The organism is Taibaiella chishuiensis, from assembly GCF_003014535.1.
Taxonomy (GTDB): domain Bacteria; phylum Bacteroidota; class Bacteroidia; order Chitinophagales; family Chitinophagaceae; genus Taibaiella; species Taibaiella chishuiensis.
In genome coordinates, this window is record NZ_PYGD01000002.1 from 527544 (window position 1) to 551544 (window position 24001).

General features: G+C 52.7%; 16 protein-coding genes. 5 read left to right on the forward strand and 11 right to left on the reverse strand.

Annotated elements, in window-relative coordinates:
• The first annotated feature begins 6 nt into the window (after positions 1–6).
• From B0I18_RS09745 to B0I18_RS09755, 3 genes are read left to right on the forward strand one after another with little or no spacing between them, the layout of a single operon-like run.
• Complete coding sequence (locus B0I18_RS09745; protein WP_106522489.1) at positions 7–699, forward strand: CPBP family intramembrane glutamic endopeptidase; 693 nt, start codon at positions 7–9, stop codon at positions 697–699.
• A 10-nt stretch (positions 700–709) separates the two neighbouring features.
• On the forward strand, positions 710–1996 hold the full coding sequence (locus tag B0I18_RS09750; RefSeq protein WP_245882079.1) for a M28 family peptidase: 1287 nt from the start codon (positions 710–712) through the stop codon (positions 1994–1996).
• Between the two features lie 58 nt (positions 1997–2054).
• Positions 2055–3260, forward strand: coding sequence for a retropepsin-like aspartic protease (locus tag B0I18_RS09755; protein WP_106522491.1), 1206 nt, complete (start codon positions 2055–2057; stop codon positions 3258–3260).
• 434 nt (positions 3261–3694) lie between these two features.
• Here B0I18_RS09755 and B0I18_RS09760 read toward each other — a convergent pair whose 3' ends face one another.
• Positions 3695–6241, reverse strand: a complete 2547-nt coding sequence (locus B0I18_RS09760; RefSeq protein WP_106522492.1) for a T9SS type A sorting domain-containing protein — start codon at positions 6239–6241, stop codon at positions 3695–3697.
• A 538-nt stretch (positions 6242–6779) separates the two neighbouring features.
• The gene (locus B0I18_RS09770; RefSeq protein ID WP_106522494.1) at positions 6780–9224 is read right to left on the reverse strand and encodes a TonB-dependent receptor; all 2445 of its coding nucleotides are present in this window, start codon (positions 9222–9224) and stop codon (positions 6780–6782) included.
• A 162-nt stretch (positions 9225–9386) separates the two neighbouring features.
• Here B0I18_RS09770 and B0I18_RS09775 point away from each other — a divergent pair, with 162 nt between their 5' ends.
• Both B0I18_RS09775 and B0I18_RS09780 read left to right on the forward strand, forming a co-directional pair.
• Entirely contained in the window at positions 9387–10421 is a 1035-nt protein-coding gene (locus B0I18_RS09775; RefSeq protein WP_106522614.1) for a sensor histidine kinase, read from the forward strand.
• Position 10422: 1 nt separating this feature from the next.
• The gene (locus B0I18_RS09780; RefSeq protein WP_106522495.1) at positions 10423–11133 is read left to right on the forward strand and encodes a LytR/AlgR family response regulator transcription factor; all 711 of its coding nucleotides are present in this window, start codon (positions 10423–10425) and stop codon (positions 11131–11133) included.
• Positions 11134–11349: 216 nt separating this feature from the next.
• Here B0I18_RS09780 and B0I18_RS09785 read toward each other — a convergent pair whose 3' ends face one another.
• The 9 genes from B0I18_RS09785 to dxs all read right to left on the reverse strand — a co-directional run bounded on the left by B0I18_RS09785 (position 11350) and on the right by dxs (position 23944).
• The gene (locus tag B0I18_RS09785; RefSeq protein WP_106522496.1) at positions 11350–11958 is read right to left on the reverse strand and encodes a class I SAM-dependent methyltransferase; all 609 of its coding nucleotides are present in this window, start codon (positions 11956–11958) and stop codon (positions 11350–11352) included.
• Positions 11959–11962: 4 nt separating this feature from the next.
• The gene (locus B0I18_RS09790) at positions 11963–12634 is read right to left on the reverse strand and encodes a class I SAM-dependent methyltransferase (protein WP_106522497.1); all 672 of its coding nucleotides are present in this window, start codon (positions 12632–12634) and stop codon (positions 11963–11965) included.
• 38 nt (positions 12635–12672) lie between these two features.
• A complete protein-coding gene (locus tag B0I18_RS09795) occupies positions 12673–13998 on the reverse strand; it encodes an APC family permease (protein ID WP_106522498.1) in 1326 nt (441 codons plus the stop codon).
• Positions 13999–14053: 55 nt separating this feature from the next.
• Positions 14054–15649: an MFS transporter gene (locus B0I18_RS09800; RefSeq protein ID WP_106522499.1), complete on the reverse strand. Its 1596-nt coding sequence runs from the start codon at positions 15647–15649 to the stop codon at positions 14054–14056.
• 50 nt (positions 15650–15699) lie between these two features.
• Positions 15700–18849, reverse strand: a complete 3150-nt coding sequence (locus B0I18_RS09805; protein WP_106522500.1) for an efflux RND transporter permease subunit — start codon at positions 18847–18849, stop codon at positions 15700–15702.
• A 15-nt stretch (positions 18850–18864) separates the two neighbouring features.
• Positions 18865–19953: an efflux RND transporter periplasmic adaptor subunit gene (locus tag B0I18_RS09810; protein WP_106522501.1), complete on the reverse strand. Its 1089-nt coding sequence runs from the start codon at positions 19951–19953 to the stop codon at positions 18865–18867.
• Between the two features lie 67 nt (positions 19954–20020).
• Positions 20021–21364 carry a TolC family protein gene (locus B0I18_RS09815; RefSeq protein ID WP_106522502.1) on the reverse strand — a complete coding sequence of 448 codons (1344 nt, stop codon included), beginning with the start codon at positions 21362–21364 and terminating at the stop codon, positions 20021–20023.
• Positions 21365–21430: 66 nt separating this feature from the next.
• Complete coding sequence (locus tag B0I18_RS09820) at positions 21431–21889, reverse strand: GbsR/MarR family transcriptional regulator (RefSeq protein ID WP_106522503.1); 459 nt, start codon at positions 21887–21889, stop codon at positions 21431–21433.
• A gap of 114 nt (positions 21890–22003) precedes the next feature.
• On the reverse strand, positions 22004–23944 hold the full coding sequence (dxs, locus tag B0I18_RS09825; protein WP_106522504.1) for a 1-deoxy-D-xylulose-5-phosphate synthase: 1941 nt from the start codon (positions 23942–23944) through the stop codon (positions 22004–22006).
• Between the last annotated feature and the right edge of the window lie 57 nt (positions 23945–24001).

The following is a 24001-nucleotide window of genomic DNA, read 5'->3' on the forward strand; positions in this document are numbered from 1 at the left end:
CTGTCTATGCTTGGAATTATTGTAGCCCTGCTTTGCTCCTGGTTTTTACTCTGGTGGTTTGCCGGCCGGAGCCCGGATGCCCTGGGCTGGAAGCCTGTTGCAGGAAGAGTGCAGGAATGGACGGTTGGTCTGCTGCTTGCTGCGGCCGTTTGCAGCGCCTGGCAACTGATGACGACAGCCGCTGCTGGTAATCGCTGGCTGCGTAACCCGGAAGCTGGTACCCGCACGATCCTGTCGGCTACCTGGTGGACCTTTAAGTCGGTCGTATTTGAAGAGCTGGTTTTCCGGGGCGCCCTGCTGTACCTGGCTATACAACGCTTTGGAGCGAAAGTGGCCTGCCTGTTGTCTGCGGTATGCTTTGGTGTGTATCATTGGTTTGCCTACCAGGCCTGGGGTAACCCCTTGTATATGGTCCTGGTCTTTTTTATGACTGCGATTTTTGGACTGATGCTGGCTGCGGCCTTTGCGCGGACCCGGTCGCTTTACCTGCCCCTGGCCTTACATACGGGCTGGAACCTTGTCAATATCGTCGTGTTTTCCAATGGCCCGCTGGGGCGGCAACTGTTCGTTAAGGCAAACACGCTGAAACCAACGGGCGGTGTATCCCTGTTTATTTTCCTATTCCAGGTTTTTGCATTGCCGGTATTGGTATTCCTGTATCTCCGTTATTTTTACCGGAAACGGGCACAACATTTTTAATATTATGCTTATGACTATACGGTACAAAACTATTACCATTTTATGTGCGGCGTTGATGACGGCGAGTGCCCTTCATGCCCAGACCGCCAGCCCCGCGGCCTTCCCGGTTCGCTTAGCGGAAGAGCGGCTTCGTTTCCTGGCAGCCGACGAACGCGAAGGCCGTGCGCTCTACACACCCGGACTGGACCAGTCTGCGGCGTATATTGCTGCCGCTTTTAAAAAGAGCGGCTTGAGGCCCTTTAAGGGCAACAGTATGCTGCAGTCCTTCGCGGTATACAATACGGAGCTCAAAGACCTTTCCGCCACGATCGGTCAGCAGGTATTCCCGGCCGAAAGCGTGGTGGTGATTACGGGTTTGCAACAACTCGACCTTACCGAACAATCGGGTTATAACGTTGCGACCATCGATGCGGGCGTGTCCCTGTTTCACGAGGCGTACAAGATTATTCATAACGGTAAGAATAATATCGTGCTGGTCGATGAGAGCTATGCCGCACAATTCAAACGGCTCGCCGCCTTTGGCGGGGAGTTTCTCGAACGGAACGGGTCTACGGTATTCCTGCTGGGTAAACCCGGTTTGTCCTCCTATCATATAAAGGCAACCCATACGATCAAAGAACAGCAATTGGCCAATGTCGTAGGGATGTTGCCGGGTAAGTCGAAAAAAAACGAATACGTAATCTTCTCCGCGCACTATGACCACCTGGGTATCGGTAAGCCCGTTAACGGCGACTCTATTTATAATGGCGCTAACGACGATGCCTCGGGTACCACGGCGATCATGATGCTGGCAGACTATTATGCGGGATTAAAGAACAATGAACGTACTATCCTGTTTGTTGCCTTTACGGCTGAGGAATCGGGTGGTTATGGGTCGCAGTACTTCAGTAAGCAGCTCGATCCGGACCGGGCCATCGCGATGTTCAACATAGAGATGATCGGCACCGAAAGTAAATGGGGCAGGAACTCGGCTTATATTACCGGTTACGAGGCATCTTCGCTGGGTAAGATACTACAGCAAAACCTGGCCGGTACCGGTTTTTCGTTTTACCCTGACCCTTATCCGGAGCAGCAGTTGTTTTACCGTTCCGATAATGCAACCCTGGCCCGCCTGGGTGTTCCGGCACATTCCATATCCACTTCTAAAATGGATAATGAGCCGTATTATCATAAACCGGGTGATGAAATCGCTACGCTCGATATCGCCAATATGACCGGGGTAATCCGGGCCATTGCACTCAGCGCCGGCTCTGTCATCTCCGGTAAGGATACGCCAAGCCGGGTACAGCAGCAATAGGACTTTCAATGAACTGGATAATAAAGACTTTAACCATTAAACCCTCAACCAATACCTTATGCGTTTTTACATTGTTTTATGCCTGTTTGCCGGTATTACCCTGGCGCCCCTTTCCCGGCTGTCGGCCCAGCAGCCCGACCTGAACCAGGGTGCGGCGGTGCAGGATCAATATTATACCGTTATTCCCTATAGCCAGGTCAAAGGCAAGATCATCGTCGACGTAGTGCTCCAGGGCCGCAAGTGTAAATTTATCTGGGATACCGGCGCTCCGTTGTCCCTCTCCGACAGCCTGAGCAATGCCCTGGGCCTGGCAACGTTCGCCAATATCAATGTGGCCGACCAGTCGGGTGCTAAAGACAGTATCCGTATCGTAAAAGTACCGGAGATCAGTATCGGTGGGGTAAGCTTTGCCGGTGTGCCTGCTTTGGCGCCTAAGGAAACGGAGATGATCTTCCGGTGTTTTGGCGTAGAAGGGATGATCGGCAGTAATCTCTTACGGAATACCGTCGTACAGTTTGATAGCCGTAATAAACAGATTATCCTGGCCAGCGATGCCCGGAAACTTACCTTAAGTAAGAAAAACGCGCTCCCAATGCAACTTACGCCGGTACAAAGCAATCCCTTTGTAAAGATCCTGCTCAAGAAGGGCAAAACAGCCGTGTCTGATAACATCCTGCTTGATTCCGGTGCAGACGGCTTTTATGAAATGTCGATCGGCGCTTATAAATATTTTTCGGGACGTGCCGCCATCATTGATCTGCAGGCCGAAGGTTACGGAACTTATGCCGGTGGTTTGCATGGTATTGCCGCACCGCAACAAAATTTTACGCTGGGGATACCCGAACTGGTACTGGGTAAGATGACCTTCCTGAACACCCGGGTTACGACGACCTATAGCGACGAATCGCGCATCGGCAGCGAACTTTTCGACTATGGCAAAGTAACACTGAACTATAAGGACAAATTATTCTATTTCGAACCGTATGACAACAACAATAGCCGCGACCTGTATCGTAAGCTCTGGCCGGTGCAGCCCGTAATGGAAAAAGATAAGATCGTGGTTGGTATTGTATGGGATAAGGCGCTGAGCGAAGAGGTACATGCCGGCGATGAGATCCTTTCTTTCGGCGATATGGATTATAGCCGGATGAGCTTTTGCGAACGCGTTACTTCCGAGCGCAACACCGGGCCCGACGCCGTGGAGCTGAAACTGAAGGATGCCCGTACCGGCGCCATTAAGACTATAAAGCTTGAACGCAAATAAGCAATGCGTATCGTTTGTATAGATGCAATACTCCGGTTAAGAGCTATACTCTATCCGTGTCGCTATTTCAGGCCCGCTACCCAAAGGTTGTACAGCCCAATGATGCGCTATGTCTTATCTCCGGATCCCGTGCCGATCCTGCGCAACCGCTACCTTCTATCCCCAAACATCTATCCCCCAATATCTAACATCTCCCATCTAATATCTCACATCTCACATCTAACATCTAACATCTCACATCTAACATCTCATATCTAACATCTCACATCTAACATCTCATATCTAACATCTAACATCTCATATCTAACATCTCATATCTAACATCTCATATCTCCCATAAAAAAAGCAGCAAACCTGGGTTTGCTGCTTCCTGTTACCTGGCTTCGGATATCGATGGCGTTTTAGTAAAAAACAAGTCGATAGCGGCGCCGTTATTATAACTTAGCGATCTTCTCGCTTTGGATAATCGTACCATCGGCCGATACCACGTGCACGATGTAATTGCCCGGGCTAACGCCGGCCAGGGAAAATTCGGCTTCCATATCGGCCTTTTTCAGGGATACTGTTTTTACCACCTGTCCCAGGCTGTTCGATACTTTTACCATGTAATCGCCGTCTGCGGCCGTTTTCCGGATCGTAACCCTGCCGGTGGTCGGGTTCGGGAAAATCCTGATCAGTGCGCTGTTCGGACTTGCCGGACGTTCTGCACGTTCGGTGCTTGCTGCGGGTCTTTGCCCTGTTGCATCCAGTACGCCGCTCCTGATAATCTGTGGCGTATCGTCGCGCGTGCCTGCATTGATGCTATTGACAGGACCGTAGATCACATAACGCAGGGTGCGGGAGGCGCAGGAGCAGCTGCGACCATAAACGATCATATAAGTCTTGCGCATATCGAATAAGCCGGGGGCTGTACCGGAGAGTACGGAGCTGCCGACATAACCGGTAAAGCTGTTCGGGCTCTGCGACATCCAGGAGAAGGGGTTAATCGCCCCGGTGCCCGGGATGAGGGCGTAGTTGTTGGCCGGATCCACTTCATGCACTTCCCAGTAGTGACTGCAACCGCCAGTAAGTGCCTGGTCCGGTGTTGCGGCCAGGTTATAATAACCTCCGTTGAAATTAAAGGGCGTAATTCCGAAGGTTACATCTGTATCCGGAACGGGCTCCATTTTAACCAGGCTGAAGTTATCCATGGCCAGGTCGTTGCCGTCGCCTTCGAGTGCTTCCGACAGGGATATGGTAATCACAAGCGAGTTGGCGTCGTCCGGTACGGTAATGATGCGTTCTACGCGTTTCCAGTTGCAGGCGCCGGCAGTTGGTTGAATGGTGACACGGGTGCTCTCGGTAATACTGCCGCTGGCGGCGGTGAACAGGATCCTTGGACCGCGTACATTAAAGGCACAGGCTTGCAGCGCTTTGAAGTCGCCACAGAATTTATAGGTGCCGGGTTTTACTTCGATCTTCTGTTGCCAGGCTTTGCGGTAGCCGCCGCTAATCTGCCCGGTAGCGCCGTTGACCACCAGGTGACGGCCGTTAGCAGGGCATATCGGGCTCCAGGTGCTGGCTACGGTCTGTGCTTCAGGGTCGGTAAGCACGGCATACTCACTTATCCAAACCGAGTTGGCCGCAACAGTGGACTGGTAGGTGAAGTCGGCATCAAAACCGGTATTGCCCGCTTCGAAGTCGCCGTTTTCGATCAGGTTCTTACCGGGGCAGCATTGTTGGGAGAAAGAACAGTCGTTGTTCTGACCGGGTATAGCGCCATCGGGTGGTGCAAACAGGTAGAAGGGAGAAAGGGCGGTGGAGCCTATAGTGAAATTGCCAACCGCCGTATAATCAAATCCACCCAGGGATGGGTCCATGCCCGGGATAGCGGATGCCGTGAAGTCGAAGCAGTAATTGGTACCGTTGCTGAGTGTGCCGCTGTTAAGCGTAGTAAGCAGGTTGCCGTTCTGGTAAATGTTCAGGTCTATGTTTACCGACCCGGTCAGGCTGCCCTGTGCCGGTAGCTGGTAGTTGATACAAACCTGCGATCTGCTACCGCAGATAGAACTGGCCAGCGACATATTGTAAGGATTGGAGGAACAGCTGCCGCAGAAGTCGTCGATATAGGCATAACCAAAGTGTGCGCCCATAGCGCAGTCGTTGGTTACAAACTGCACGGTTACTTCCTGGCCGATAAAGCGGGTCAGGTTGATCGAAGCGCAGGACCAGTCGCGGTAAGCAATGATACCACTGGGGCCGTTGGCGCTCATGAAGAATGGGTTAGTGGCGTCAGAGATAGCAATATCACTGCCATTACCCAGGTCTACCAGGCCGGGCAGCACATTGCCTGCTGCATCCAGCACCCTTACCCGGAATGCCGGTTGTGCGATGGGGATGTGATCGTTAGGATTCTCCAGCACCAGGGCATACCAGAAACTTACGATGGATTTGTCGGCCGGTACGATAAAGGTCTTCGATATCAATTCTGAACCGTTCTGGCTGGCCGCATTGCCGAGCCTTACTGCATGGTTAGAGCCTGTTGGCGCGGTGGTATTGATAGGTACATAAGGATCCGTACCGATATCGGTAGGGGTATGATGGGCATTGAAGTCGCCGATCATACCGCTGGAAATACCACTGGCGAAGCTGCCGTACAATACATTGCCGGAGCCATCTACATAACCGTAACCGCCCTGCCATTCATTAGGATCCAGGCCTGCTTCGAAGTCGCCGTTGCCACACATCGACGGCCTGCTGGGCCACGGCCGGTAACGCAGGCCGGGGTTGAGCCGCAGGGCATCTTCATGGTAGAACCTGGCCTGTTCATTCTGGTAATACTGTTGAAAGGTGACATCCGGGTTGGGCATATTGTTATACGCCGCCTGCCTGTCGGATTGGAAGTTGGGCGGCAACTGGCTGGCTGAATTACGCGCCAGCTGGGCAAAGCCGGGCCCGTAGGACAGGCCGCACAAAAATGTCAGGTAAAGGAACTTTTTCATTTTTCTTTTTTAGATATAGATTGGTTTGAACTTGGAGTGTATTTCGGTATGCTGTTTAATGAAATGTTTTAATGCTTAATTGAGATTATGATTACACTGCTTTTTTTCTTTTATAGATAAGGCGATGAAAGTAGTGAAGAAGCCGCATGGCCCCGGATCGCTTTTTGTAAATGGAGATAAATTCTTTATAAACTCATGTATATTTTTTAGCTATCAGGAAATGTTGCATATGGAGTGTGGCTTGTACCGTGCTGTTAATAAACTACTTACCTACATGATGGGGTGGGTTTTTGTGGTACGGGTTCCGGGCTTAAGTCCTTTCGTTTTGTATGGAATGATTAAACCGGTAATCCATAAAGCCGGTTAGGAGCCGCTGATGCCGGGCGGGCTGAAAACCATAATCAACGATGCTTTGCGTATCCGGATCACCGGACTTGGTATACCTGTCGATAAAAAGCGGTTGGCTGCTCCCTCATGAGGAAACAGCCAACCGCTTTTGCCATCTGCACACCTGCAGACGGATGCAGATCGTTATGCGCTACCTGCGTTTGTGGGAGCGGCTTTCCATTTCGGGAGCGGCCTTGTCTTCCCGCTCTTCCGCTTGTTTGCCTGCGCCGAACTTCCAGCTAAAGGAAAGATGGACGGACCGGTTATAGTAATGATTATAGGTAATGCTGTTAAAAGAAGGATCGGCAGCGGTGTACTGCTGCGGCATACTTGTCCGGAAAGGGTTACTGACCGTAAGCACCAGGCTGGCCTTGTGATCCGCGAATTCTTTTTGAATGGAAAAACGGTACGACCATGCTGCGGTGTACCTGCCCTGCAGCGTCAGGAAACCGTTCCCATAATCGCCGGAAACCTGGATACTATACTGGGCAGGCAGGCTGTAGGAGGTATTGAGGTTAAAGGCATAAAACACATTGCGGTTGCCGAGCCTCAGGGCTTCGCTTTTAAACCAGGCATAATACAACTCCAGCCCGCCGTTGGCGGTCCAGTTGCGGGTAAGGTCCAGCGATGTATTTACATTGCCACCCAGCCGCTTGTTGGATGCGATATTGCCCGGCCTGGTGCGCGATACGCCCGAGCTGTCGGTAGTGGTCAGCGACTCGATGGCATTGCCGGTAGCGCTGAAGTAAATACTGCTGTTCAGGTTAAAGCCCGATTCCGCCGCGTAATTATGACCGAACTCCAGGGTCCTTATCCGCTCCGGTTGTAACTGCGGGTTGCCGGACGACAGGTTGCGCGGGTCCGTTGCATTGGTATAAGGGTTGAGATCCCAGATCCAGGGCCTTCTTATCCGTTCGGTATAACCCAGTTTGAGATCGTGGTGATCGTTGATTTTTTTTGCGATCAGTATACCCGGCACCCAATCGGTAAACCGCGAGCGGAATGAAGGCGTCGTGCTTTTGAAATCGCCGCCCAGCAAGGTTTGTTCCAGCCGTATGCCCGGTCTGAAACTCCAGTTGGCGCCCGGTTCCCAGCCCAGGCCCAGGTAGCCCGCCAGGATATGACTGTAATAATGCATTTCATTTGCCCGCGACGGCACTTCTGCCAGTTGGTCGCTTCCCGGTGCGCCCTGGTTGTTGAATACGGTATAACGGCTGTTCGCATCGGTGGTCTTGATCTTTAACCCGGTTTCGAGTATGCTTTTGCCGTTTTTATCCAGGGGCTGGGTATAGTCTGCCTGCAGGTTAAACTCCAGGGTCTTGCCCTGGTTCGGACTTTGTTCCTGTAACAGACCGGCCCCGGAAAGGTCAGTCTGTACGGTATTATAGCCGGATCTTTCTGCGGTATACGAGCCCTGGCCCAGCATTTGCAGCGCCTGTTTTTTGCGTTTAAATTGCTGTTCATAACGGAGCGATAGCTCGTAATAGTGCACGGCGTTAGTTTGCTTGCCGGACTGCCTGTAAGCAGAGCGGCTGTACCTGTCGGTATAATCGTTGTATAGTGCATTTTGTGCAGGCCAATCGCCATACCAATAGCTAAGTTCCGTGCTCAGCTTATGGCTGGTGTCCGGCCGGAAGGTAAGACCCATATTGGCATACAGGCCGCGGTCTTTTTCCGTGGTCTCATTATCCTGTACCAGTTTGCCTACCGGTATGCCTTCCAGCAGGGTGGTCCTGTGCAGGGAGGATACCTGTCGCTGCCGCGCTGCATTGGCCGTGGTATTCAGGCTGAAATCGAAGTGCTCGCCGCTTTGGCTGTACATCGCGTTGACCGATTGTTCCAGGTTGCCTCCACCCAGGTCGATACTGCCGTTCCTGCCTGCTACCGGCTTTTTGGTAATGATATTGATAATGCCTGCCGCGCCTTCTGCCTCATACTTTGCCGATGGGCTGGTTATCACCTCTACCGACCGGATCGAACTGGCCGGTATCATTTTAAGCGCGTCTTTTATATTTTTGGCTATAATGCCCGACGGTGCGCCGTTAAGCAACACCTTGATATTCGTATTGCCGCGCATGCGCAGGTCGCCGTCGCTGCCTACGGTCAGCATCGGTACCTTACGCAGCACATCAGCTGCCGAACCCGCCTTGTTGCCGATATCGGCGGTGGCATCGTAGACCAGCCGGTCGCTTTTGTAATGTACGGTTTTCTTCCTGGCGCTGATCTCGACCTGGTTCAGCGTGCGGGCACTACTTTTTAACCGGATGCTGATCGTGTCGCTACCCGCCGGCAGGCTAGCGCTATAGGGTTCATAACCGAGGTACGATACGGTCAGTACCGCGTTTTCGGTTCGCGGAAAGTGCAGCACAAAACGACCATCGAGGCCGGTGGTTGCCGCACCGATGATCCTGCCGCCGGATAACAGGGATACCGTAGCCAGTTCTATGGGGCTATGGTCTGCTGCATCAGCTACCCGGCCGCTGAGCGTATACCTGCCCGTGTCCGCGGGTTGGAGCGCCTGTGCCTGTGCCAGTCTGGTAAATAAAAGCAGGAAACCAAGGAGTAGTGCCGGTTTGAGGATTATGGGTTGCAACATGGGGAGCCATTGAAGGGAAAAATGCAAAAGAAAGCGGTTGTCCTTGCCCGGGAAAATCTAAATGAGGAACAGGGCCGGGAAACTGATGAATTGCATTCGTCATGTTTTTTTGTGTATTGCGGGCAAATGCCGGATTTTTGTAAGGTTCTAATGATTGTACGCATGGCGGAAACAGGGAAATGGTATCTGAAGCGGTATTTACAGGAAGTGATTTTCTTCATTGCCATGTTCCTGCTGACGATGCTGCACGAATGGATGAAAATCGATACGGTCATCGATTTTATCAAGGGGCTTGTTTTCTTCGTCCTGCTTTATGGCCAGGCCCAGTTTCATCGTTTTTTTATATTCCCCTTATTGCTTGCGCGGCGTTACCTGCTGTATACGCTGGCCGCTATCGCCGCAATCCTTGCCGGTGCAACGCTTTCACAGACGCTCAATTATTTCTGGATCGATCCGGCTTTTTACAGGAGCGGGCAGATACCGTTGTGGTACGACTTTATCTACCAGGTTGTGTTGTGCGTGATCAGTACGTTTACGATATTGTCGCTGTTCCTGGTGCGCCGTTATTCCCGCGAGTTGCAGCAGCGCAACGAGGCGCAGCTGATGTTGAGCGAGATGAATATCCGGTACCTGCATGCCCAGCTCAACCCGCACTTCTTCTTTAATATGTTTCATAACCTGTACGGGGTAAGCCTTACCGATCCCGCCCGCACGCCGGACCTGATCCTGAAATTGTCGGCGCTGATGCGCTACCAGCTGGAGCAAGCCAGCCAATCGACTGTTAGTTTAAAAGAAGAATTGGATTTTATCGGTAATTATATCGCTATGGAAAATGAGCGTATCGGCAACCGCTGTGCTATTAGTTATGTACAGCCTCCGGCCGGGCCATCTTTGTCATCGTATCGTATAGCGCCGTTGGTATTGATCACCTTCGTTGAAAACGCTTTTAAGCATAGCATCACCACTTCCCGCGCATGGTTTGTGCATATCATCTTAACGGTAGAGGATGATGTTTTAACGATGGATGTGCATAATTCTTTGCCCGACGAAACATTTAAACCCGGCTCTACGGGGATAGGCCTGGTCAATACCCGGCAGCGCCTGGAACTGCTTTATCCCGGCCGTTACCAGTTACTGATCACAAAAAAAGATGGGGACTACCGTACCCGGCTCGTACTCCATTTAAACATTGCTTAGTATGCATAATATACTTAGGTGTATCATCGTAGATGATGAAGAAGGCGCACACCTGGTGTTGCGTCATTATATCAAGGATCTGAAACAGCTGGAACTTAAAGCCTCGTTTTATAATCCTGTCGCGGCCATGGATTATATGTACCGTAACCCGGTCGATCTTATTTTCCTGGATATCAATATGCCCGGCCTCTCGGGTTTGCAAATGTTACAGGCCCTGGCGCATCCGCCTTTTGTGATCCTGACCACCGCTTATCGCGAGTATGCCCTGGAGAGTTATGAATACCGGGTAGTCGATTACCTGGTCAAGCCCTTTGATATGCCCCGGTTTATGGCGGCGATCGATAATGTTTTTTCCAGGTTACGCCGGGCGCCGGCGCCGGAAGCGGAAAAGACAGTGTCTGCTCCTGACGGTATTGTGCTTAAAGTGGAAGGCGATTTTATCCGGCTGCCCTACAGCAGCATCAGCCATATCCAGAGCCTGGGCAATTATGTAAAAGTTTTTGCCGGTGACCAGGTTTACCTGAGCCCGATTACCACTACCGAGCTGGAGCAAAAACTCGATAAACAGTATTTTAAACGTATACACAAGTCTTACATCGTGGCATTGCACAGGATCAGTAAAATATCGGGCGGCCTGGTGGTACTGGACAGCGGTCTGAGCCTGCCGGTAGGCAACACCTACAGGCGGGAACTGCTGGAGCATTTCCGTTAAGGAACAGGACAACCGGTCCAGAAGAAAGCAGCGGTATTATAACCTGTTTTCATCAAAGGTGCAGGACTGCAGGCGGCCGGCTGTACTCGTTTCGTAAAAATACCCCGGAGCCGATGGCCTGGCCTGACCTTCCCGGTAATACGCGCCAGATTGCCGTAACCCGGCACAGTTCAGAGACCGGCCGGGTTACGCTACGTTGGCTGAGGAGAGATTCCCTCAGGCGGATGTTTTACAACAGGTAACCTGGTAAAAAGGAAGGTTTTCGGTGATCTCTTCAACGCCGGTCAGGCCATAGGGGCCAAAGGCTTCCGCTATTGTTTCCCGGTCGTAAAAGAACATGTGGACGCCACCAAATTGTTCATAACGGTCCTTGCCGATCAGCGTGCCCTGGCCATAGGTCGGCGAGGCTTTGGTAATGGTTGTAAAGATCATGAGCCCCCTGGGCACAAGCTGGTTATAACAGGCGGCGATTAGTTTTGCGCGTTCCGGCGCATCCAACAGGTGGATTAACGCATGACAGAAAATACCGTCGTACTGTTTATCGTCGAAAGGCATATCCGTTACGGAACCGTGATAGAGCTGCAGGGCAGTGCCGTATTGTTGTGTAGCCAACCCGAGGGCTGTAGCCGAAATTTCGATGCCGGTTACCTGCATGCCCAGTGCCAGGAAAGCCTGCGCGTTCCTGCCATAACCGATACCGGGTACCAGTATATTTTTAAATCCTTTGGCGGCGAAGGTTGCTGCAGCCACACGGGCGGCCTGTGTAGGCTCCTGGCCCCACATGGCCTGTTTGTCCCGGAAACTTTGTTCCCAAAATTCTGTCATTTGCTTACCTGGCTTTGATGATGTATTGATAGGGCAGGAGGTTTACTTCCACATCGAACGATTGAAAACCTGCCTGCCTGAGTTCCAGCACGACTTCGTCTACGGAAGCACGCATGGCCATTGCCGGGGCTTGTACCGTTTCCGTAAACCTGGCTTTGAAGAAATCCAGGATCACAAGACAACCGCCATTTTTCAGCCCCCGCTTTACTTTGGCAAAATACACAATCCTGTCCTCAATATGGTGATAGGTATTGGCTACGAATACCAGGTCCGCTTCCTGGTCTTGTAACTGCGGGTTATCATAGGGGATTTTACGCGTCGTTATATTCCGGATCTTATCCTTTGTAATGCGCTCCTGCAGGTATTCCTGGAATGCATCGCTTACATCTGCCGCGATAACCCGGGCGCCCGCAGCGGCGAACTTCAGGGAAAAGTAACCCGTTGCCGCACCCAGGTCCATGATCGTTTTATCCCGGATATCGCCCAGGTATAGAAGTACTTTGCCCGGTTGCTGCATGGAGTCCCGCGCAGGGGACTCGAAATTTTTTGCCATTTTGGCGACTGCTTCTTTGTCGGAAAAGGCCTGTGCCGCGTGCTGGGCCTTAACTCCTGCCGGCGATAAGGAGAGCAGCAGGCTGATCGCTGCGGCGGGAAAGATTGTTTTTGAAGTTTTCATTGTGTCTTATTTTAGGCGGTAAAAAAATGGTGTAGGGTTTATAGTTCCGGGGCGCGCTTGTTATGCTTTGCAGGCTCCAGGGCTTTGCTGATCCCATAGGTGATGATACCGGCCAGCAGGCTGCCCAGCCCGGTCAGGGTTTCCAGGGGATGGTTATTTATCGTATAGCAAATCATCCAGGCGCAAAGCAGCAGGTATAACACCTGGAATAAGGGGAATAAGGGGCTGCGATAGGTACCTGCCGTTTCGGACTGCTTCTTTAAACGTAATATAAATACGGCGCCAACCACCATCATAGTAGATAGGGTAAGCAATACGCCGCAGTAGACCATGATCTGTTCGAAGGTGCCGGTAAGGATCAGCAGCAGGCTGATGGCAAATTGCAGCCATAATGCCCTGCGGGGAATACCGCTGGCGTCGGGTCTGAAGTATTGCCATAAGCGGTGTTGGGCGGCCATACCCGAAGTAACCCTTGGGCCTACCCAAACCATGGCGCTGATGCCCGATACCAGCAATAGCGATATCGCCAGGCCAAAGCATTGCGCTGCTGTTGCGCCGAACATATTCTTTGTAGCGATTGCACCAACCTCCAATTGTCCTGCGAGTGCCGCTACCGGCGTATGTTTCAGGAAAACGAACTGTAGCAGGGTATACAGCAGCGTCACGATAAGCGTGCCGCCAATAAGTGCCAGGGGCAGCGCTTTGCGCGGGTTGCGGAACTCCTCGGAGATATAGGCAGCGGCATTCCAGCCCGAATAAGAATAACTGACATAAACCAGGGCAATGGCGAAGGCCCCGGATTGCAGGTCGCGGTAATACGCCGCGTCCGGGGAGAACTCAACTGCAGCATGTCCTTTCATGATCAATCCCGGTAGGATCAGTGCGGCCATCACGGCAATCTTAAATAAAGTTGTGATCACCTGGAGCCGCGAACTCGTGCGCAGGGTAAGGGTATGCAGGAAGGTAATGCCGGCAATCATTACGATGGCTATCCATTTTGTGTCGATGCCTGTAACGGGGAAATACCGGCTAAAGGCAATGGCCGAAAGCGCTATGGGAGCTGCAAAGCCCACCGTGAGCGAGATCCAGCCCGACAGGTAACCCACTAACGGATGGTAGATTTCAGAAAGAAAAGCATATTCGCCACCCGATTTTTTGATGGAAGTGCCGACCTCTGCATAACTGAATGCACCGGCCAGGGCCAGCAGGCCGCCCAGTATCCACAGGCTCAGTATGGCCAGCGGGCTTTGCAGGTCTTTCAACTGGAATCCCAGGCTGGTAAAGGCGCCGGTGCCTACCATATTGGCGATTACGATGGCTGTGCCTGCCGCTGCGGTTAACTTATAGGGCTGTTTTAGGGTCATTCGTTTAAGTTGTGATTCGGTGCAGGTAGCCGGTATCCCGCTCCTGTCAGCGCTTTTAGAGAATTGTGGTCGCCGAGTCATCGGCAGGCAGATCGCTTTGGCCGACGAATACCGTCGTTTTTACGGGGCCTCTGAACAGGATATAACACAAGAGCAGGACCAGGATGGCGGCGCCTACCCACATGGCCTGTTGCCAGCCGGTTACAAAGGCGGCCCTTGCAACCCGCATCAGGGCGTCCGCCTGGCTGCCTGTGGCCGGCGCTATGGCCTGGGCATGGGCCAGTCCCTCCTGTGCGGTGGCCACGATCTTGCCCGGAAGCCCGGCCAGGCCAGATCCTATAGCATCCCGGTAACCGGCGGTAACCAAAGGGCCAAGCAATGCTACTCCCAGGGCCGTACCCAGCTCACGGGTAATATCATTCAGCGCAGAGGCTACGCCCTGGCGTTCCGGGGGCAGGGATGTGGTAATGGCCTCCGTTGATGGCGTCATCGCAAAACCCATACCCAGTCCCATCAGGATCAGGCCCGGCAGCACAGACAGGTAGCCGCCTGTAAGGGATACGAAACCGGCCATCAGCAATACACCCAGCGTTACCAGGGCAATACCCGAGGCCATAGTATACCGGCTGCCCAGGTGTTTGGCAAGTCTTGGGGCAATGCCCGAACCGGCCATCATCAACAGGGCCATGGGCAGCATGGCCAGGGTAGCCTGCAGGCCCGACCAGCCCAGCACGCCCTGGAAGAATGGAAACAGCACGATAAGGATACCAGCCTGCACACCGAAGAGGGTAAGCAGCGCCACGGAGCCACCCGACAGGCCCCGTTCGCGGAACAGGCGTATATCCAGCAGGGGCGCTTTATGACGCAGCTCCCAATACACAAAGGCAGCGGCGCTGATGATACCGCCAGCCAGGCTGAAGAGGACCATAGGCGAGCCCCAGCCTTGCCCCGGGGCTTCGTGCAGGCCATAGATAATGCCGGTGGCCGCAAGTACCGACAGTAGCGCCCCGCTGCGATCGAAGCTGTGAACGGGCCGCTCCGCCGAGTCCGGTACAAAGCGGATGGCCAGGACCAGCGCTATCAGGGCCAGTACAACGGGCAACAGGAATAACCAGCGCCAGCTCGCCACATCGACCAGCAGCGCCGACAGGTACATGCCCAGTATGCCGCCGCCACCGGCCACCCCGGTCCAGATGCCGATGGCTTTGGAGCGTTCTTCCCTGGGAAAAGTTGCGGTAATAACGGCCAGGGTAACGGGCATGATCAGGGCCGCGCCGATACCGGTCAGCAGGCGTGCCGCCAGCATCAGGGCGGCACTGGTGGCCAGGGCCGAAAGTACATTGGCCACGCCGAATACGATAAGCCCTGCTACTAACGTTTTCCTGCGGCCTATACGGTCGCCGGCCGCCCCGAGCGGCAACAGTAAGGCCGCAAGGGTAAGGGTGTATATATTGATGATCCATAATACCGTATTCTGCGATACATCGAAGGTCATGGCAAGCATCGGCTGGGCCACATTCAGGCCGCTTACCGAAGCGATTACGGCCATCAGCGCAATACATACGGCCGCCAGTATTTTTTTGAGCGCAGCCGGTGTCGCCGTGTTGGCCTGTATATCCGGCTTTTTATCTTCCGTGGTTAAGGGATACATGATTTCAGTTTTTATTTTATGAAGATTTTTCGTTGAAAAAACAAGGTGATTTACAACGTATCCAGGATGGGCGCGTCCGGATCTGTAGCGTCGATGAACGGCCTGATCTCTTTTCTTTTGATATCGCCTTTCATAAGGTCGACGAGCAGGTAGATCGAGGGTACGACAAACAACGTGAGCAGCATCGAACTGGTCAAGCCGCCGATCAATACCCAGGCGAGCCCGTTCTTCCATTCCGAACCCGCGCCCGATGCCAGGGCAATGGGCAACATGCCGAATATCATGGCCAGTGTCGTCATCAGTATCGGGCGCAGCCTGGCCTTACCGCTTATAATCAGGGCCTCTACGGTGTTTTTACCCTTTGCTTTCAACTGGTTGGTAAAGTCGACGATCAGGATACCGTTTTTGGCCACCAGGCCGATCAGCATGATCATACCCAGCAGGGAAAAGAAGTTGAGGGTCTGCATCGTCAGGGCCAATGCCAGCAAGGCGCCGATAATGGCTACGGGTATCGAAAAGAATACGACGAAAGGATATACAAAGGAATTGTAGAGCATGACCATAACCAGGTAGACCAGCAATATGGAGGCAATGAGCGCCATGCCCAGGTTGGAGAAGGTTTCTTTCATATACTTCATCTCGCCTTCCGCATCGATATGGACATCCTTGTCGAACCGGGCCTGCCGGATAAACGGGTCCAGCTCGCCGGTGATCGCGCCCGGTGTTACGCCCAGTACCTGGGCGGTAATGGTTACGGAGGGCATCCTGTCTTTCCGGTCCAGCTGTTTGGCGGCCATGCCGTATTGGAACTGCGCAAACTGCGCCAGTTTTACCGATTGCCCGGCTGCATTGATAAAGGACAGGTTGCGCAGGCTTTCTTCATTGCCCCGGTCGAATTTGTCGTAGGCAATATCGATATCATATTCTTTCTGCTGTTCGCTGTATTTGACATCGGTATTGCCGCTGAACGCGATATTCATCGCCATGCCTACCGCATCCATACTCAATCCCAGGCCGGCCATTTTATCCCGGTCGATCAGCACCTGTAACTCTGTGCTGCCTTTTTCTACCGATAACTTTACATCTGAGGTGCCTTTGATGGTTTTCAGTTTACCGGCGATCGCCAGGGCTGCCGCATAAATCTTATCGGGATCGTTACCGGATACCACCAGCGATACCGGCGCCTCGTTGGAGGTACCCATCATATTCATAATGGCCGAATTTACCTTTACGCCGGGCAATACCTTTTCCAGTTGCAGTTTGGTATAATGGGCAAACAGGTCGGAGGATTCCCGGCGTTGCTCCCTGGGCACCAGCTTTACATTGATCTCCGCTTTGTTTTGGGTGTTCCGGCTGCCACCCATCGTACCCGAACTGGTGCCCACGCTGGCATATACTTTTTGTACTTCCTGCTTTTGGAACAGGATGGTCTCTACCTTTTTTACCATCTCGTTGGTTTGTTGGAGCGTAGCGCTCTGCGGTAGTTCCAGGTTGATCAGCACTTCGCCTTTGTCGCCGTTGGCGGCAAATTCTCCTCCGATAAACCCGCCGCCGACCAATAGAAAGGAGGCGAAGATCAATACCAGGGCGCTGCCCAGCACCCATCTCTTTTTTACCAACGCCTTTGCCAGCATGCGGCCATAGCTATGGGTGATCTTATCCAGCCGGCTTTCAAACGCGTTGCGTATCCTGCCGGGCAGGGAACCCGGCGCAGGATGACTGATCCGGGCCAGGCGGGAAGCCAGTAAAGGCGTAAGGGTAAAGGATACGAACAGGCTCATCAGCGTGGCGATAACGATCACCATGGCATACTGGCCCAGCATATTAGAGATGATTCCGCCCACCAGGGTAAGGGGCAAAAACACGATAACATCCACCAGGGTAATGGCCACCGCAGTAAACCCTATTTCCTGCCTGCCGTCGATAGCGGCCTGTACCCTGTCCTTGCCTTTTTCGAGATGCCGGTAAATGTTTTCCAGCACCACGATGCTATCGTCTACCAATATGCCGATCACCAGCGAGATGGCCATCAGGGTCAGCAGGTTGATGGTATAGCCCAACAGGTTCATGGCGATAAATACCGATAACAGCGAGGCGGGGATCGATATCATTACGATCAGGGAATTGCGCAGGCTGTGCAGGAACAATAACATCACGGCTGCTACGATCACGATGGCCAGGAAGAAATCGACCATCACCAGGTCGGCGGCTGCTATGGTAAATTCAGAGCTGTCGTTGGCGATATCGAATTTCAGTTGCCGGTTGGCATATCGCTGTTCGACGGCTTGGAGTATTTCTTTTACAGCTTTCGCTACGGCTACGGTATTGGCATCTCTTTGTTTGATCAGTTGCAGGCCGATCGAGTTTTTACCGTCGATACGGTTATAGGTACTGATGTCTTTAACGCCGTCTTCCACGGATGCAATGTCCGACAGGCGTATCCTGGAGCCCGTGGCCGGATCGGTACGGATCACAAGGTTCCTGATGTCTGCTATGGATTGATACTTGCCCTTCAGTTTGATACTGGTCTCGGATTGATCGTTGGACAGTTTGCCTGCGGGGAATTCGAGGTTGCCGTTACCGATGGCCTGGTTTACCTGGAGCAGCGATACCTGGTACTGTTCGGCCCTGGCCCGGTTGATGTTCACTTTGATAACCCGTTCCTCGCCGCCGGCGAGGTCGACCCGGGCTACACCTTTTACTTTCGTCAGGTCCGGTTTGATCTCATCTTTGATCAGCGCATACAGCTCGGTAGGATTCATACGGGCCGTAACGCCAAAACGCATGATCGGCATATCGGTCATGGAGAACTTGCCGATGGCTGGTGGTTTCGCTGCCGCGGGCAGGTCTTTGGTTACTGCGTTCAGTTTGCGCTGCGCATCCTGCATGGCCTGTTCCACATCTGCGTCTGTTTTGAGCTGTATCGTTACCTGGGACAGGCCTTCGAGTGATGTCGATTTAATCGCATCTATATTGTCGATACCGGAAACCGCGTCTTCGATCTTTTTGGTAATACCGGTCTCCACCTCGCCGGGCGAAGCGCCGGGATAGGCCGTGGTCACGCTGAACAAAGACATCGACATGTCGGGTGTCAGCTCGTAGTTCAACCAGGAATAACTGATAATGCCCAGGAAGGTAAGCGCTATGAAAATGACCATGATAAACGATGGCCGTTTTATGGATAATGTTGTTATCGACATGACTGTTACAATTTGTTATGGGATTACCTGCACCGCAGATCCGTTACTGATATTCAACTGCCCGGTACGGATTACCTGGTCGGTAGTTGTAAGTCCCGCCAGTACCACGATGTTTTCGCCCTGTACCACCCCGGTCGTGATTTTACGGAGCACGGCCGTATTACCTTGCAGTACATAAACCTGCGGCTGTTGGAAACTGCCCACTATGCTTTGTACCGGTATCATCAGCGCCTGTTGCGGATGGGTGTTGCTGATCTGCGCCACGCCGCTCATACCGGCTTTCAGGGGGTAAGTGTTGCTGTTGGGTATTTGTATCTCTACGGGAAAATTCCGGTTGGCATCGGCCTGGGCTGCGATATAGACCACTGTACCGGTTACGGTGTAGCCGGGGTAGAGATCGGGGCTCACCGCTATTTTTTTACCGATGCCCAGCGCGCTCACCTCTTTATCCAGCAGCAATACCTGTAGTTTCAGCGAGGAGTTGTCGACCAGGTCGGCGACCACTGTCCCCGGGCTGAGGTAACTGCCGGCCTGTACATAGGCTTTGTGAACGGTGCCCGACATCGGCGCCGTAATGGTGGTAGCGCGGTTGAGGGTATTCAGGTTCCGGAGCTTCGACAGGGCCGATTCCACGCTTAAACGTTGCTCTTCGACCTCCCGGCCGGTTATGGCATTTGCCTGTAGCATATCTTCCATTTTTGCGAGGTCGGTTTTGGCTTTTTGTAGCGTTTGTGCCGCCAGCTGCCGGTCGATTTCGTTTTGCCGTTTTTCGATATGCGCTGCTTCGTTGTATACCGAAACCAGCACCTGGCCTTTTGTAATGCTTACCCCGTCTTTTAAAGAGGTGCTGGTAATACGCCCGGTGATGTCGGAAGTCAGTGCCATCGAGTTCACCGGGACAAAAAAGCCCGATGCCGTATAAGTGCTACCCAGGTCCCGGTATTGCGGGGTGGCTATGGTTACTGGAAATACAATCGTTTTGGTACTGCCTGTCGCCGCTTTGGCATCCAGTTTCTTTTTGTTGTTACCCAGCGTGAAAGCTACCGCCAGTAGTAGTACAGCGCCGGTGAGCAGGGCTGCGAAATTCTTTTTAATTTTTTTCATCTGTTATGTTTTAAGGGACAATCGGGCGTAATACGCTCCAGTGCCCGTGCAACGGGCCTTTTCCGTTTTATGGTAAAAGCGACTGCAGGTTGCCGGAAGCCTTCAGCAGTTCCAGCCGGGCCGATTGCTCTTCCAGGATAGCCTCCAGGTAAGCCTTCTGGGCATTGCGTACCGCCGTTTGATTATCGAGTAATTCCTTTAAGGTCGTATAGCCATTTTTGTATTGGATATAGGACAGGGCATACACTTCTTCTGCCAGCGTCCTGCTTGCCGCGGTACTGCTCCTGTTGGCCGTATTGATGATCAGTTTGTCTTTGGCCAACCGCAGTTCTTTGGCAACGGTGTTTTGCTGTATCACAATGTCCAATTGGTTTTGACGGTGTTCCAGCCGCAATTGTTTTATCCTGGCATCGGTATAGTTGCCATCGAAAACGGGCAGGGACAGTTTAATGCTGACCAGCGAATTGGGATACCAGGTCGTATTAGCCCGGAACAGGTTCGGATCGTTTTGCTGGGCCAGTAAACCATATTTGAAATTGACCGACAGTTTGGGCAGGTAGGCCCGTTGCATTTGTATCCTGCTCAGCTCCGTTACCTGGTCCCGGGCGGTGAGCAATTGCAGTGCCACCGGATTTGCCGGCAGTTCCCCGCTGATCCTTTCCTGTGTAAGGGCGGGGCGGGCCAGGGTATCGATGTAAAGCGCCTGTTCCAGGGGAAAGGCCATGGTGTATTTGAGCAATGTGATGCCTTGTTCATAGGCCAGGCGGGCGTTCTGTAGCTGTGTTTGCAGGTTGCTGCGCTCCAGTTGCAGGCGTTTCAGGTCCAGGACCTGGGCAAAGCCGTTGTCGAGCCGCGACTGCGTGCCGGCTATGAGCGAATCTGTTTTGTACAGGTTGCCATTGATGTCCTGTTGCTGCAGGAAGGCCACCTGGCTTACATTGTATGCCGTGCCGATATCGTAGATGATTTGCTCTGTCGTCTTTTGCTTATCGAGCAAGCCGATACGCGCCTGTTGTTTCGCTATTTGCTGATCGCTGATCTTTTCGAAATCGAGCAGGGTTTGCGATACGTCGATATTGGCGGAGCCGTTATATTTCGTGCCGAATTGTACGGCGGCGTCCTGCCCGGGCTTACCCATAAACTCGCCTGGTATGATCTGTGTGATCAGCTGCAGGTTGCGGGTATAAGCCGCATCGGCTTTGACCTGTGGCAGGTAACCGGATAACGCTTCCCTGAATTTCTGGTTGTACTTGTCCAGTTCATAATCCGACTTGCGGATATTGGGGTGATGCTGTACGCCGTATTGTACCGCCTGCTCCAGGCTGAAGGAGGTCGCCGCCTGCGCCCGGGAGTAATACTCCAGGACCAGTAAAAGGAACAATAGCCCGTAGCGGATGACTTTCGTTTTCATTTGTTTTATTTATTCAGTATTTATTAGTTTGTTCAGTAAATACTGAACCAATTAAAGCAAAAAAAATTATTTTCTCTTTTCCCATTTTTGAATGGCAACGGTAATCTCCTTATAGATAAAGTCCAGGAATTCGGTCACCTTTTTCAGGTCCTTGTTAAAGGCTTCTGTTTTGGGGCTCCGGGTTTTTAAAATCTCTTTCAGGATCACATTCAGGTCGTCGAATTTTGCGAAATTCTCCTGGGTCATTTGGGTCCAGTTACTCATCCGGCACCGGAAATAACGTTTGCGGTCCCCGAGTTTGGTGATGTACTCGATATGGTTGGTCATCTGCAGGGTATGGAGCGCATTACTGGTGCCGCTCTTACTCAGGTTCAGCGTTTCCCTGATTTCGTCGAAGGTGAGTTCTACTTTATCGGCCACCAGGAAAAGCCCCCACACCCGGCATTCTGCGGGCGGCAATCCGTACTTTTCATTCAGTACGCCAAATTGCTCGATAAGCTCTTTCTGTTTTTCAGTTAAGACCATATGGTATGCGTGATCCTGGTGGATACGGATGCAAAGATAGTAAGTTTTGTTAGTTCAGCAAATAGTGAACCAAATTTTTTCATAGACTTTTTCGATACCGGGTTCAGGTGTTGATTATACCAGGGTTATATTGCCGGTGAAGCCGGGGGCCTGGTGCTCATCAGCCGGTTTATGCCGGTGTATGTCGTTTGCCAGGCTGCGTACCAGGGTAATGATGGCCTGCTGATCATAACCATACAAGGCATGAAGTTGTTGTTGCGTGCCTTGTGTGGCAAAGGTGTCGGGCAGCCCCAGGCGTTTTACCCGGACCTGATAACCGTGTTCGGCGATAAATTCAAGCACAGCGCTGCCCACGCCACCGTTGATACAGCCGTCTTCTATCGTAACCAGGGTACTGAATTGCCGGCTTACCCCGTGCAGCAGGACGTCGTCCAGCGGTTTAAAAAAACGCAGGTCGTAATGGGCTATATCCAAATGCTCTTTTTCCAATACGGCACAGGCTTCCTGTACATACTGGCCCACAGCGCCCAGCGACAGGATGGCGATATCCTTGCCGGACCTGATCCTGCGGCCTTTACCGCACTCCAGTTCCCGGAAACCGGGAGGCAGGGTATTGCCATTGCCCGCAGCTTTGGGATAACGGATGGCGAAAGGCCCCATGCTTTTCCCGGCCTGTACGGTGAACAGCAGGTTACGCAGGTCTTCGAGGTCCATAGGCGCCGCACCGGTAATGCCCGGTATACAGCGCAGGTAGGCGATATCGAATGCCCCATGATGAGTAGGACCATCAGGACCAACAACGCCTGCCCGGTCGATGCAGAACACCACATCGAGTTGTTGCAGGGCCACATCATGGATCACCTGGTCATAAGCCCGTTGCAGGAAGGTGGAGTAAATGGTGCAGAAGGGTAAGAGGCCGTCGGTGGCCAGCCCGGCGGCGAAGGTTACGGCATGCTGCTCGGTAATGCCGGTATCGAAAACACGGTCAGGCATTTCCCGCTTCATGCGGCTCAATGCACTTCCCGATAACATAGCCGGCGATATCGCTACGATACGCGGGTTGTTGCCGGCCAGCTCTATTAAGGTGTTACCGAATACTTCCTGGAAGGTGGTGGCGTTGCCTGTGCCGGTCCTGATGCCGGTATGCTTATCGAATGCGCTTGTGGCATGCCATTGCGCCTTGTGCTCCATGGCCGGTGCAAAACCTCTTCCCTTTTCGGTGACGCAATGCAGCAGTTTGGGACCCGGTATATGTTTCAGTTTTTCCAGTATCCGGGTAAGTTTCTTCAGGTCATGCCCGTCTATGGGGCCGAAGTACCGGATGCTCAGGGCTTCGAAGAGGTTACTGTAGCGGAGCAAACCGCCTTTAAGGATCTTTTCCAGTTTGTATAACATCACTGCGGGGCCAGTGGCATCGTCCGGGGACAGCATTTTTTTGATACGCGATTTCAGGTTGTTATACTGTTTGCCCGTAGTGAGTTCGGAAAGATAATGTTGCAGCGCGCCGGTATTGGCGTCTATCGACATGTTGTTATCGTTGAGGATCACCAGCATATCGGCATTTTCGTAACCTGCATTGTTTAAGGCTTCGAAGGCCTGGCCTGCGGTCATGGCGCCATCGCCGATCACGGCAATGTGCTTGCGTGTGTTGTTGCCCTGCAGGCGTGCGGCACAAGCCATACCCAGTACGGCGGACAGCGATGTGGAAGAATGGCCGGTACCGAAGGCATCGAAATCGCTTTCGCTCCTGCAGGGAAAGCCGCTGATGCCATCCAGCAACCTGTTGGTGTGGAAAAGCGGTCCGCGCCCGGTAAGCAGCTTATGTGCATAAGCCTGGTGGCCCACATCCCATACGATTTTATCTTCCGGGGTATCGAATACATAGTGGAGCGCCACCGTCAATTCGACCACGCCCAGGCTCGAGCTGAAATGCCCGCCATGTGCCGATACGTGATCGATGAGGTAGGTTCTCAACGCCGAGCAAAGCCCGGTTAACTCCGAGAGGGTATAACGGCGTAGATCATCTGGCGTATCCATAAAACAGGGGTCGGTCATGCGGCTTTTTTCTTCAAAATTAAATGGCTTAGCTTTGTAGTACAGGTATAGAAAATG

Excerpts from the sequence above, each read along its gene's own strand:
- B0I18_RS09790 (WP_106522497.1), bottom strand. The coding sequence starts at position 12,634 with ATGAAAACTTCAAAAACAATCTTTCCCGCCGCAGCGATCAGCCTGCTG.
- B0I18_RS09815 (WP_106522502.1), bottom strand. The coding sequence starts at position 21,364 with ATGAAAACGAAAGTCATCCGCTACGGGCTATTGTTCCTTTTACTGGTC.
- B0I18_RS09745 (WP_106522489.1), top strand. The coding sequence starts at position 7 with ATGCTTGGAATTATTGTAGCCCTGCTTTGCTCCTGGTTTTTACTCTGG.
- B0I18_RS09795 (WP_106522498.1), bottom strand. The coding sequence starts at position 13,998 with ATGACCCTAAAACAGCCCTATAAGTTAACCGCAGCGGCAGGCACAGCC.
- B0I18_RS09780 (WP_106522495.1), top strand. The coding sequence starts at position 10,423 with ATGCATAATATACTTAGGTGTATCATCGTAGATGATGAAGAAGGCGCA.
- B0I18_RS09800 (WP_106522499.1), bottom strand. The coding sequence starts at position 15,649 with ATGTATCCCTTAACCACGGAAGATAAAAAGCCGGATATACAGGCCAAC.
- B0I18_RS09775 (WP_106522614.1), top strand. The coding sequence starts at position 9,387 with ATGGCGGAAACAGGGAAATGGTATCTGAAGCGGTATTTACAGGAAGTG.
- B0I18_RS09810 (WP_106522501.1), bottom strand. The coding sequence starts at position 19,953 with ATGAAAAAAATTAAAAAGAATTTCGCAGCCCTGCTCACCGGCGCTGTA.
- B0I18_RS09820 (WP_106522503.1), bottom strand. The coding sequence starts at position 21,889 with ATGGTCTTAACTGAAAAACAGAAAGAGCTTATCGAGCAATTTGGCGTA.
- B0I18_RS09755 (WP_106522491.1), top strand. The coding sequence starts at position 2,055 with ATGCGTTTTTACATTGTTTTATGCCTGTTTGCCGGTATTACCCTGGCG.
- B0I18_RS09770 (WP_106522494.1), bottom strand. The coding sequence starts at position 9,224 with ATGTTGCAACCCATAATCCTCAAACCGGCACTACTCCTTGGTTTCCTG.
- B0I18_RS09750 (WP_245882079.1), top strand. The coding sequence starts at position 710 with ATGACTATACGGTACAAAACTATTACCATTTTATGTGCGGCGTTGATG.
- dxs (WP_106522504.1), bottom strand. The coding sequence starts at position 23,944 with ATGACCGACCCCTGTTTTATGGATACGCCAGATGATCTACGCCGTTAT.
- B0I18_RS09760 (WP_106522492.1), bottom strand. The coding sequence starts at position 6,241 with ATGAAAAAGTTCCTTTACCTGACATTTTTGTGCGGCCTGTCCTACGGG.
- B0I18_RS09785 (WP_106522496.1), bottom strand. The coding sequence starts at position 11,958 with ATGACAGAATTTTGGGAACAAAGTTTCCGGGACAAACAGGCCATGTGG.
- B0I18_RS09805 (WP_106522500.1), bottom strand. The coding sequence starts at position 18,849 with ATGTCGATAACAACATTATCCATAAAACGGCCATCGTTTATCATGGTC.